General features: G+C 33.0%; 10 protein-coding genes. 6 read left to right on the top strand and 4 right to left on the bottom strand.

What is annotated here, in order from left to right:
- The first annotated feature begins 204 nt into the window (after positions 1-204).
- The 6 genes from MHZ36_RS06145 to MHZ36_RS06120 are packed head-to-tail and all read left to right on the top strand — an operon-like array spanning position 205 to position 6,210.
- On the top strand, positions 205-1,254 hold the full coding sequence (locus MHZ36_RS06145; RefSeq protein WP_275432155.1) for an amidohydrolase/deacetylase family metallohydrolase: 1,050 nt from the start codon (positions 205-207) through the stop codon (positions 1,252-1,254).
- Positions 1,232-2,332 (top strand): DgaE family pyridoxal phosphate-dependent ammonia lyase, encoded by a 1,101-nt coding sequence (locus MHZ36_RS06140; protein ID WP_239230322.1) that lies wholly within the window; start codon positions 1,232-1,234, stop codon positions 2,330-2,332. Before MHZ36_RS06145 ends, MHZ36_RS06140 begins: the two co-directional genes overlap by 23 nt.
- Positions 2,332-3,081 carry a 2-dehydro-3-deoxy-phosphogluconate aldolase gene (dagF, locus tag MHZ36_RS06135; protein WP_239230320.1) on the top strand — a complete coding sequence of 250 codons (750 nt, stop codon included), beginning with the start codon at positions 2,332-2,334 and terminating at the stop codon, positions 3,079-3,081. The genes MHZ36_RS06140 and dagF overlap by 1 nt, the downstream gene beginning before the upstream one ends.
- Entirely contained in the window at positions 3,074-4,090 is a 1,017-nt protein-coding gene (locus tag MHZ36_RS06130; protein ID WP_239230318.1) for a sugar kinase, read from the top strand. The genes dagF and MHZ36_RS06130 overlap by 8 nt, the downstream gene beginning before the upstream one ends.
- 7 nt (positions 4,091-4,097) lie before the next feature.
- Positions 4,098-4,823, top strand: coding sequence for a GntR family transcriptional regulator (locus MHZ36_RS06125; protein ID WP_239230316.1), 726 nt, complete (start codon positions 4,098-4,100; stop codon positions 4,821-4,823).
- A gap of 52 nt (positions 4,824-4,875) precedes the next feature.
- Complete coding sequence (locus tag MHZ36_RS06120) at positions 4,876-6,210, top strand: GntT/GntP/DsdX family permease (RefSeq protein ID WP_239230314.1); 1,335 nt, start codon at positions 4,876-4,878, stop codon at positions 6,208-6,210.
- Between the two features lie 65 nt (positions 6,211-6,275).
- Here MHZ36_RS06120 and ascB read toward each other — a convergent pair whose 3' ends face one another.
- The 4 genes from ascB to dcm all read right to left on the bottom strand — a co-directional run bounded on the left by ascB (position 6,276) and on the right by dcm (position 11,979).
- Positions 6,276-7,697: a 6-phospho-beta-glucosidase gene (gene ascB / locus MHZ36_RS06115; protein ID WP_239230584.1), complete on the bottom strand. Its 1,422-nt coding sequence runs from the start codon at positions 7,695-7,697 to the stop codon at positions 6,276-6,278.
- Positions 7,697-9,574: a PTS cellobiose/arbutin/salicin transporter subunit IIBC gene (gene ascF, locus MHZ36_RS06110; protein WP_239230312.1), complete on the bottom strand. Its 1,878-nt coding sequence runs from the start codon at positions 9,572-9,574 to the stop codon at positions 7,697-7,699. Before ascF ends, ascB begins: the two co-directional genes overlap by 1 nt.
- 178 nt (positions 9,575-9,752) lie before the next feature.
- A complete protein-coding gene (licT, locus tag MHZ36_RS06105; protein WP_239230310.1) occupies positions 9,753-10,595 on the bottom strand; it encodes a BglG family transcription antiterminator LicT in 843 nt (280 codons plus the stop codon).
- Positions 10,596-10,740: 145 nt separating this feature from the next.
- Positions 10,741-11,979 carry a DNA (cytosine-5-)-methyltransferase gene (gene dcm, locus MHZ36_RS06100; RefSeq protein WP_239230308.1) on the bottom strand — a complete coding sequence of 413 codons (1,239 nt, stop codon included), beginning with the start codon at positions 11,977-11,979 and terminating at the stop codon, positions 10,741-10,743.
- Between the last annotated feature and the right edge of the window lie 20 nt (positions 11,980-11,999).

The following is an 11,999-nucleotide window of genomic DNA, read 5'->3' as shown; positions in this document are numbered from 1 at the left end:
ATATTACATCATTTTTATTTGGAATATGTTTTATAATTCAATACATTATAGATTTATTTAATACTGTTTATTATTTTTATTACTCGAATATTATAATGATTGCGCTTTCAAACATTATAATGTTATAATCTTTTTGCGAGGTGATATTGTGTGAAAAGTACAGGAATAATAAAAAACATATTATTAGTAGAAAAAGAAACACGAATGGATGTTTCACTTGAGGCAGGTGTCATCAAAGATATAGGAAAACCCAATACATTAAAAGGACCCATACTTTTTGATGGTTCTGAGTCTTGTTTATCAACTGGATGGATTGATTTGCATGTACATGCATTTTCTGACTTTAGTCCATATGGGGATGAAATAGATGATATCGGGGTCAAACAAGGTGTTACAACGATTGTTGACGCTGGAAGTTGTGGTGCAGATAAGATTGATGAATTGTATCAACGCGCATTATATAGCGATACACAATTATTTTCATTCTTAAATATTTCAAAAATAGGCCTAGAGAGAATTGATGAATTATCCAATTTATCTTGGATAGACAAAGAATTATGTATATCTGCCGCACACAAATATCCAGATATGATTATCGGTCTAAAAGCTCGTATAAGTAGTAGTGTTGTAAAAGGTAATGGTACTATTCCTCTGAAAAGCGCAATAGAAATAAGTAAACAATTAGAATTGCCTATTATGACACATATCGGATCTGCACCACCAAAGATTCAAGATGTCATACCACTATTACGACAAGGCGATGTCATTACACATTTCTTAAATGGTAAAGATAATAATCTATTTGGTGACAATGGAGAACCACTGAACGTACTTAAAGAAGCTGTTGATAGAGGCGTTAATTTAGATGTAGGTCATGGCAATGCTAGCTTTTCTTTTGATGTAGCTAAGCAAGCACAAAGCGCAAATATACATTTTGATACGATTAGTACTGATATTTATAAAAAAAACAGAATACACGGACCCGTATATAGTTTATCTAATGTCTTATCAAAATTTTTATATTTAGACTATAGCTTAAAAGAAATTATTAATGCAGTAACGCTTAAACCAGCGGAAATTATAAATAAACCTCAATTGGCAGAATTTAGAGAAGGTATTCTAGCAAATTTAACTCTATTTGATGTAGTTGATGAAGAAATATCCCTTATAGATTCAGCACAACAAAAAGTCAAAACGAAAAAATTTATCAAGGAAAGAGGCGTAGTTACAAATGGCAAATTCATTAAATTATAAATATGGCTTAAAACAAGTCATTAATGCCAGTGGAAGAATGAGCATTCTTGGTGTATCTTCACCAACCAACTCAGTCATGGAAGCAATGAAATTCGGCGGACAAAATTATGTAGAAATTGAAGAATTGGTTAAGCAATCCGGATTGTATATTGCGAATAAACTTAATTCAGAAGATGCTGTTGTTGTAAACTCCGCTTCAAGCGGGATAGCATTATCAATTGCAGGCGTTATAACAGGTGGCAATGAACGAAAAAGCCAAAGACTTCATAATGATAAAATTAGCAAAAATGAAGTGATTATTTTTAAAGGACATAATGTTCAATATGGTGCACCTATAGAAACTATGATTTATTTAGGTGGCGGATCAGTTGTTGAAGTAGGTTATGCCAATGAAGGTAAGGCACAACATATACAAGAAGCAATTAATGAAAACACTGCTGCAATATTATTTGTAAAATCCCATCATGCAGTACAAAAAAACATGGCAACCGTAGATGAAATATATGAAGTCGCACAGAAAAATAATATTCCTTTTATAGTAGATGCAGCTGCAGAAGAAAACTTAGAAAAATATATACAGTGTTCAGATATGGCTATTTTTAGTGGATCAAAAGCTATACAAGGACCTACAACCGGTATTATTGCAGGTAAAAAGCAATTTATTGATGCAACTAAAGTGCAGCTACACTTTATAGGCCGAAGTATGAAGGTAGGTAAAGAATCTACTTTTGGACTATTACAAGCACTCGATGAATATTTTGAAAAAGTAGATACCTCTATACATGAAAAAGAAGAACTACAAAAGCTAGATAGATTGAACAATTATAAGGAAATAAATTTAGAAATTGTTCAAGATGAAGCAGGCAGAGAAATTTATAGAACACGTGTACACGTGAATTCACCAACTTTAACTGCAGAATCAGTTGTTGAGAAATTAAAATCGGCTGAAATTGCTATTTATACACGAGATTATGGCGTTAAACAAGGGTTCTTTGACATTGATCCAAGACCATTAAAAGATGGCGAGATAGAGGTTATCTATAAAACGATTGTCCAAATAATGGAGGGTGAAATTTAATGAAAATATCAGACAGATTTTATAAAGGCAGAGTAACGCTTAACGTGTTAGCAAAAGGCGAACAAAATATTCAAGATGTCTATCAAGCAGCAGATAAAAAAGTAGTTGTTGGCGTATTATCAAAAGATTATAAAACTGTGGAGGATGCTGTAGATAGTATGCGTGCTTTAGGTTCAAATATTGATGATGCAATATCAATTGGATTAGGCGCTGGTGATAATAGACAAGCAAAAGTTGTCTCAGACATTGCAAAAAGTTATCAAGGTTCACATATTAATCAAGTATTTACAAGCGTAGGACAAACTACAGCTAATGCAAGTGATGAATCTTGGGTCAATGCTTTAGTGTCACCTTCTGGCAAAGTAGGTTATGTAAATATTTCAACAGGTCCGATAAGCAGTACTGATTCTGAAAAAGCAATTATACCTATAAAATCAGCTATTAATCTAATTAAAGATATGGGTGGAAATTCTATTAAATTCTTTCCAATGGGCGGTTTAGATACAGTTGAAGAATATAAAGCCGTAGCTCAAGCATGTGGAGAAACAAATTTCGGTTTAGAACCAACAGGCGGCATTACAAAAGAAAACTTTGAAGCTATTTTAAAAATTGCTCTAGATCATAATGTTCCCAAAATCATACCTCACGTATATTCTTCCATAATTAGCAAAGATACAGGCTTAACTAATGTTGAAGATGTAGAATGGCTAACTACTAAAATGAAATCTCTAGTTGATCAATATGAATAAAAACATTGTTGCTTACGGAGAAATAATGATGCGTTTAGAAGTTCCAGATAACCTTTTGCTTAGACAAGCCGAGAATTTAAAATACTCATTTACAGGAACAGGCGTAAATATTACAGGACTATTAGCTCAATTTGGATATAACTCTAGTTTAATCAGTGCTGTACCAGATAATTCCATTGGTTCCTCTGCAATTGGTGCCATACGTAGATTAGGCATTCATAGTGATTTGATTATTAAAAATAACGACAATTTGGGTATGTATTTTTTAGAAAAAGGCTTCGGTAACCGTCCAAGCAACGTAACTTATACTAATAGACAACACAGTAGTTTTAATACTACAGATATTTCAAAATATGATTTAATACAATCACTAAAAGGTGTCGATATCTTGCATATATGTGGTATCACACTCGCTATGAATCAATTAACACGAGATAACATTATGAAATTAGTGAAAGCAGCAAAAGAGAAAAACATTAAAGTAGTATTCGATTGTAATTTCAGGGCTTCCCTATGGGGAGAAAATGGTAATCAACGTGCGAAACCATTTTACGAAACAATATTATCACAAGCCGATATCGTCATCATGAGTGAAAAAGATGCAATTCAAACGTTAGGCCTTTCAACAAACCATCAAACAAAAGAAGGTCAACTAGAAGAACTGTTACCTATTGTAGCTCAAAAATTTAACATAAATAAAATTGCAGGAACGATACGAACTGTACAAGATAGCACTCATAATACCATTAAGGGCTACTTATATAGTAACGAAAATATGTATTACTCTAAAATATATGATGTTAATATCTTAGATAGAATTGGCACTGGCGATGCTTACACCTGCGGCATTATACATGGAGAACTTTCAAGCATGGCGCCACAAGATATCGTATCATTTTCAACAGCTTCTTGTGTACTCGCGCATACAATTTCTGGAGATACACCATTGTTTGATACTGATGATATAATAAAAATCATAAATAATGAAAAAAACGATATTGAGAGGTAATTGATTTATGACAAAATTATCATCAGCCAAAGGACCTTTATATTTACAAATCAAACAAATTATTGAAGATAGAATTATTCATGGTATATACACAGTAGGAAACTATATACCTACAGAAATAGAATTCGAAAAAGAATTTAACGTAAGCAAAGTAACAGTAAGAGCTGCAATTAAAGAGTTAGTCAATTTAGGTTACGTAGAAAAGAAAAGCGGCAAAGGCACTACAGTAATTAGTCACAAACAAGCGGACACACAAACAAAAAATAAAAATTTCACAGAAAAACTTGTAGAACAAGGTAATAAAATCCAAAAAATCATTAAAGATATTACAGTAATAACACACGAAAAAGATAGTCATTTATTTAAAATGTTTGGCACAAAATCCTATAAACTTACAAGAATCTACTTATTAAATGATCAACCCTATATACTATTCGAGCACTATTTGCCCTACCCACTTAATATTTTAAGTGATATTGATAAATCTAAAGAAAATAACGATCTATCAATATATAAAATTTTAGAAGCAGATAAATTAAAGATTCAAGACATAGAAGATGAATTTTCTGCTAATTTTAATCAAGATGCTGCGTTACAACTAAACCTTGATACAAATAAGCCATTACTCATTAGAGAAAGAAAATCTTATTCTGTAGATGGCGCAGTGTTAGAGTATAGTATTGGTTATTATAATAGTGAATTGAAAAAATATGGCATCAGTCTAAAAGATTGATGCAGATTTTTTATAGCATTTTGAAAGCGCTAACATAATTGGAGGAACATGGATGGATTCTAATATTTATTTATTAATTATTACACTACTGTCAATTGTAATTGTTATTTTAGGCGTTGCTTGGTGGAAATGGCATGCATTTATTAGTTTAACAGTTGCCAGCTTATTTTTAGCAATATTAGCAGGCTTATCTCCCGAAAAAATTGTAACAGCTTATGAATCAGGTGTTGGCGATGTGCTGGGTCACCTCGTAGGCATATTAGCACTAGGAACTATCTTGGGTAAACTTATGTCCGATTCAGGCGCAGGCATGCAAATTTCTGATTTTCTTGTTAAAGCCTTAGGATATAAAAAACTGCCTTGGGCAATGATGTTATCAGGTTTTATTATTGGCATACCTGTGTTCTTTGAAGTAGGTATTGTAATTTTATTACCACTCGTTATTTCAATTCATAAAACGACTAAAGCAAATATATTACTCATATCAATTCCATTACTAGCTGGCTTATCTATTGTACATGGTATTGTCCCTCCTCACCCTGGAGCGATGACTGCCATAGGTATTTACGAAGCTAATTTAGGAAAAGTATTGCTCTATTCTCTTATCATCGCATTGCCAACTGCAATTATAGCTGGTCCAATATTCGGCAAATTTATTAGTAAACGACTCACACCAGAAAATCCGCCTAATATTATTAAAGTTGAGAATAAAACAAATGCATTTCCAAGTGTTGCTATATCATTTTTAGTTATTGCCTTACCAGTATTACTAATGTTGTTATCTATAATTACACCATATCTTGGAAACATACCAAATCTATTAAAAAACACTTTATTATTTATAGGTAGTCCCGTTATTGCACTACTGATTTCATGTTTTGTCGCCTTTTATTTATTAGGATTTAAACAAGGCATGAACAAAAATGTAATCAAAGATTTAGTAGAAGAATGCATTTTACCGGTGGGTTCAATTATTTTAATTATCGGAGCTGGTGGCGGATTTAAAGAGATACTGATTGAAACAGGTGTAGGCGACACAATTGCACAAATGACAGAACACCTTTCAATCTCACCACTACTCTTAGCATTTTTAGTAGCCGGACTAATACGTGTTGCTACCGGATCTGCCACAGTTGCATTAACAACAGCTGCAGGTATTGTGTCACCCATTATCCAACATATGTCTGGCGTGAACTTAGAATTATTAGTTATTGCCACAGGCGCAGGTTCCTTAATGCTTTCCCATGTTAATGACGCTGGATTTTGGATGGTTAAAGAATATTTAGGTTTAAATGTGAAAGAAACTTTTAAAACTTGGTCAGTAATGGAAACATTGCTCGCATTAATCGCCTTTAGTTTCGCGTATATCATTGATTCATTTATGTAAATTTTGCGGAGGTATTAGACTCAAAAGCGCTTCGAGAATTTAACTCTCAAAGCGCTTTTCTGTATTTATATCCCTATACCATTTTGTTGAATTACTTGTTTATACCATGAAAACGATTTTTTCTTCTTACGTTCCAAAGAACCCTTTCCTGAATCATCTTTATCTACATAAATCATGCCATAGCGTTTACTCATCTCACCTGTTGAAGCTGAAACCAAATCAATGATTCCCCAACTTATATAACCTAATAATGGAACTCCATCTTGAATACCATCATACATGGCTTGAATATGTTGTTTCATATAATCAATTCTATAATCATCCTGAATATTACCGTCATTTTCAATGATATCTTTTGCACCTAACCCATTTTCTACAACAAACAATGGCTTCTTAAATCTTTCATAAATTTGATTCATTGTAATTCTTAAACCAAGTGGATCGATAACCCACCCCCAATTACTGGTTTTTAGATGTGGATTTTTAGCCGAAACTATAACATTCCCCTCATTTGTCTCAGCCCTAGTTACATCGGCAATCGATGTTCTTGATGCATAATAACTAAATGCCACAAAATCTACTGTTTGCTTCAATGTTTCTTTATCCTTTTCGATATCTATATGGATATTTTGCGATTTAAAATATGATTCCATATAATATGGATATTTTCCTTTTGCTTGTACATCGACAAAAAAAGTATTCGTCCGCTCATCCACCATAGACTGCCAAACATCTTCTGGATTACAACTATAAGGATAGAAGCTCCCCCCAGCAATCATACAACCTATTTTCGCATTCGGTGCGATTTTATGACAACTTTCTACTGCTTTCGCACTTGCCACTAACATATAATGCGCTGCTTGATATAGCAGTTCTTCTCTATTTTCATTCTCATTAAAGTATAATCCACCACCAGAAAATGGACTGTGTAATACAACATTGATTTCATTAAACGGTATCCAATAATTTACATATTCACCAAATTTTTCAAAACAGATTTCTGCAAATTTTACATATAAATCAATTGTTTCTCTATTTTTCCACCCATTATATTGCTCAACGATACCCATTGGTATATCAAAGTGTGCCAATGTAACAAGTAATTCCATATTATGTTCCTTACATGTTTTAAATAAATCAATGTAATAATCGATACCTGCTTGATTGGGAGTTTCTTCGTCACCATTTGGATAAATTCTACTCCAAGAAATAGAAGTTCTAAAAACTTTTAAACCAAGATCTACCATCAAGGCAATATCTTCTTTATATCTATGATAAAAACCGATACCTGTATGACTTGGATAATACTCATCTTTATCCAACACAGCTTTCTTATAACCTAATTTAATGGCTTGGCGATTGTTACCGTGAGGAATTAAATCTATATTACTTATCCCTCTTCCATCTTCATTCCAAGCACCTTCAGTTTGATTGGCTGAAATAGCTCCACCCCATAAAAAATCTTTAGGAAATTGCTTTATTGTCATCATTTCACCGCTCCCAATATAGATGTATGAGCTTCAACATCAACATTATCAAATGCTTTAATAGTCTCATAATCTTCTGTATTTGTAATCACAACAATAGTTGTTGGATCATATCCTGCTTCAATAATTTTTGTTGCATCAAATGTACCTATCACATCACCTGTGTCCACATGATCTCCTTGTTGAATGGACGATGTAAATGGCTCTCCGTTTAACTTAACAGTGTCAATGCCCACATGAACTAATACTTCAATACCTTTGTCACTGGTAATACCAATAGCATGTTTTGAGGGAAATACTGAAGTAATCGTACCAGTTACTGGTGCATAAATTTTATTTCCAGTTGGTTCAATTGCGATACTTTTACCAATAACTTCTCTACTAAACACATCATCTTGAACACTTGCAATTGGTTTAATTTTACCTTCAACTGGCGCTGAGACTATAATGTTGTCGGTATCTTGTGTACCTAAATCTAATAATTCATCCTCTGATTCCGGAATATCTTCAAATCCAATTACTAATGTTAATATAAACGAAATAACAATCGATAATACCATTACAACGATAATCCATAAAATACTCCCCGGATTATCTTTATCTATAAATTGAACACTTGTAAACAATCCAGGAGCCGCCATTGAATGGCTCGCGAGTCCAGCAAGTCCAGCTATACCACCAGTAATAAATCCTGTGATAACTGATGCAATCATTGGGCGTTTTAACCGAATAGCTACCCCATATAAAGCAGGCTCTGTAATACCAGCTATAATAGCTGAAGACGCAGCAGCATACGCTGTTTGACGCAATTCTCTATTTTTAGTTTTAATTGCTACCGCCAATGAAACACCACCAAGAGATAAGTTAGCACCAATTTCAGATGGCATAACCATGCCTTCTTTACCAGTTTCAGCTATAGTTTGTACAATAGTTGGTGTAAATACGCGATGCATACCTGTAACAACTAATAATGGCCATATTGCCCCCACAATTGCTACCGATAAAAATCCTAATTTATCATGTATAAAGAACACAATTTGAGATAATCCTGTTCCAATCAATATTCCAAATGGCCCTACAATAATAATTGCAATTGGTGCAGCAATTAATAATATTAACATCGGCTTTAAAAAGTTCTTCATAACAATCGGTGTAATGTGGTCTACAAAATCTTCAATATATTTTAAAAGCCATGTCATTACTATTGCTGGAATAATTGTATAAGTATACTTCACTGACATTACTGGTATATATACAAATGTCGTCGCTTTACCTTCAGCTGCTTTTTCCATAATCTCCATAAATACCGGGTGAACCATCACACCAGCAATGGCTAATGCTAAAAAGACATTACTATTAAATTTTCTAGCTGCTGATACTGCAACTAGCATAGGTAAGAAGAAGAATGGCGCATCTCCAATTGTATTTAAAATATTATAAGTAGAACTTTCGAGCGATAAACCCCCCGTCATATTTAAAATCATAGCCAATAATTTAATCATTGAGCCACCAATAATGGCTGGTATTAATGGAGACATTGTTCCGATAATGGCATCCAAAATATTAATACCAATTTGTTTAGGTGTTAATTTTTTCTTTTCAACTGGCTCATTACTTTTGGCACCGCCACTCACGCCTAGTTCTAGTAATTCCGTATAAGTACGAGCGACATTATTCCCCACTATAACTTGATACTGTCCACCTTGCTTACGTAATCCCATCACACCATCAATTTGTTTAATCTCTTCATCATTGGCCTTAGACTCATCCTTTAAAACAAATCTCAAACGCGTCATACAATGTGTTAAATTCTTTACGTTCCCACTACCGCCAACATTTTTCAGTATTTTGTTAGCCATATTTTGATCATTTGCCATTTCACTCACTCCCAACTTTTCCCTGTACAACAAAAAAGAGACCCAAACCACAAATAGACATATTTATCCTCAGATAAAATCATCTATTAATGGCTTAGGTCTCGCCTGCCGAACAGTTACAATCCTAAACAATTAATTGTTTATTTTGTTTTCTTAACATTAATATAGCACATAGCCACTAATTGTCAACGCTTTCATTTCTGGAAATAAGTCTCTGAATGTGAATCGTTAAATACAAAGCTTCGTCATGCGTCATCTCATATTGATATTTTTTAAGTAAAAATGTTGCGATTTTATTTACACACTTAAACGCATCTCCATACTTTTCTTTCACAATTTCATACAATTCTATTTCATCCGTATTTAAAGGCTTATTCGCTAAAATACGTTGCGCAAGAAACTTTAAATGTGTAATAAATCTAAAGTAAGTTAAACTTTCTTCATCAAAATCCAACCTAAAATGATATTTCACTAAACTCAATAAATTTTGTACCATTTCAGTCACTTGATTATAATCTGCAACATTATTATGCTCTGCATTTAACAAATGGATTGCGATAAAACCCGCTTCATCAATGGGTAATTTTATGCCAACGATGTCAGTTATCCAATCCAATGCACGTATCCCAATTTCGTACTCAGTTGGATAAAATTTCTTAATTTCCCATAATAAACCATTTTTAATTGCCATACCTTCTTGTTGACGTTCAATGGCAAAATTAATATGGTCAGTCAGCGCAACATAAATCATATCACTTAATTGCTTGTTATATTCAATTTTAGAAACTTCTATGATTTTTTCCACTGCTTTTACGATTTCAATTGGTACTTCAATTAATAATGTTTTAAATCGATCGGATATTTCTTGATTACTCAAATCAAAAATCTTCTCAATCTTTGATTCTTCAACTATATCACCTTCATGCTTTTGAAACCCAATCCCTTTTCCCATAACAACTCGTTCTTGCTTGTTTTGGGTGACGCTGATTACATTGTTATTGATGATTTTATTTATCTTCATATGACACCCCTTATTGTAATAAGTACATTGTGCCATATAGACAGAAAAAAAGGCAATAACGTAAGGTGTTGTGTGAAGAAATTATTGGTGTGACAATTCGGTAAAATAAAAAATCCAGTAACTTTATTAGCTACTGGATTAATATTTAAAATAACTTTAATTGACTAAATGAATCTCTTGTTTGCTGTTCAATTTGCTCAATTTGATTGCCTATTCTAGTAATAACAGGCACAACTAAAGCATTACCCATACAGAAAAATCTCATTCTATCAGGCATAGTATCTGTCCAATTATCTGGAAATCCGTTCAATCTCTCAGCTTCAATTGGTGTTAAAGTACGATACACATTATTTATATTTAAAAAATGCGTACTTCTATTAACAGAGGCTTCGCTAGTCAACATTGTTCTAGCAGGTAAATCTAGTGAGTCTGTTTCTGACATCCCGCCCTCTGAAAAGTAATATTCATGACCTTCTTTTGTTGTTCTTTTAATTTTTTTAGGGCCTCTTAAATATCGAAATTTTTCAATTTGATCCACATTCAGGGAATAATTATCGTCTACATTTTCTTGTATTATATCTTTTAATGTTATTGGTTTTTCAAATTTAGGAATCGTATCAATAGTCAATACTTCACCATTTCTTAAAATACCACTATTATAAAATTGAAATTTAAAGTTGTCTGACACTTCTACAATATCACTCGAAAGTTTTGTTTGGGCGATTCTTTTTTTATTTGGTTCACCTTCAATTGGAAATGCCTGTGCAAACATTCCCTTTTTATAGATAATATTTTCAAGTGACTCTTTACTCATTTCATTACTATAATCTAAACCTTGCTTATATGCGAAAATAAATACTCGTCTACGTCTTTGTGCATTACCATAATCCGCAGCATTAATAACTCTCCACTCAACATCATAACCTAACTCACTTAAAGTTGATAGCATGACAGCAAAGTCTCTGCCTCGTTGACTTGAGGGAGATTTCAGTAATCTATCTACATTTTCTAATAATAAATATTTAGGAAATGTATTTTGTACAAATCTTATGATTTGCCAAAATAGCACACCTTTTTTCCCTTGAATACCTAGTTCTCCGTTCAAACTTCTAGCAACTGAATAATCTTGACATGGAAATCCACCAACAATCATGTCAGCTTCCGTCGCAGCCATTTCCTCATCTGAAATTTCTGCAATATCTCTATTCACATGTTCACCTGTATCAAATCTCTTATTATAACAATCAAAAGCATGTTGTACTTTACGTGAAGGCTCCCACTGATTTGCCCAATTGACATCAAAAATTCGATTTTTTGTTTGCTCTAAACCTAAACGAAAACCGCCAACTCCAGCAAATAACTCTACTACTTTAATACTACCCATTAGGCGACCTCCTATAATTA

The sequence above is a fragment of the Staphylococcus sp. ACRSN genome (assembly GCF_022346615.1).
In the GTDB taxonomy this organism is placed as follows: Bacteria; Bacillota; Bacilli; order Staphylococcales; family Staphylococcaceae; genus Staphylococcus.
This window is presented reverse-complemented; position numbering and strand designations above follow the sequence as displayed.

Excerpts from the sequence above, each read along its gene's own strand:
- MHZ36_RS06120 (WP_239230314.1), top strand. The coding sequence starts at position 4,876 with ATGGATTCTAATATTTATTTATTAATTATTACACTACTGTCAATTGTA.
- ascB (WP_239230584.1), bottom strand. The coding sequence starts at position 7,697 with ATGACAATAAAGCAATTTCCTAAAGATTTTTTATGGGGTGGAGCTATT.
- licT (WP_239230310.1), bottom strand. The coding sequence starts at position 10,595 with ATGAAGATAAATAAAATCATCAATAACAATGTAATCAGCGTCACCCAA.
- MHZ36_RS06140 (WP_239230322.1), top strand. The coding sequence starts at position 1,232 with ATGGCAAATTCATTAAATTATAAATATGGCTTAAAACAAGTCATTAAT.
- ascF (WP_239230312.1), bottom strand. The coding sequence starts at position 9,574 with ATGGCAAATGATCAAAATATGGCTAACAAAATACTGAAAAATGTTGGC.
- MHZ36_RS06130 (WP_239230318.1), top strand. The coding sequence starts at position 3,074 with ATGAATAAAAACATTGTTGCTTACGGAGAAATAATGATGCGTTTAGAA.
- MHZ36_RS06145 (WP_275432155.1), top strand. The coding sequence starts at position 205 with ATGGATGTTTCACTTGAGGCAGGTGTCATCAAAGATATAGGAAAACCC.
- MHZ36_RS06125 (WP_239230316.1), top strand. The coding sequence starts at position 4,098 with ATGACAAAATTATCATCAGCCAAAGGACCTTTATATTTACAAATCAAA.
- dagF (WP_239230320.1), top strand. The coding sequence starts at position 2,332 with ATGAAAATATCAGACAGATTTTATAAAGGCAGAGTAACGCTTAACGTG.
- dcm (WP_239230308.1), bottom strand. The coding sequence starts at position 11,979 with ATGGGTAGTATTAAAGTAGTAGAGTTATTTGCTGGAGTTGGCGGTTTT.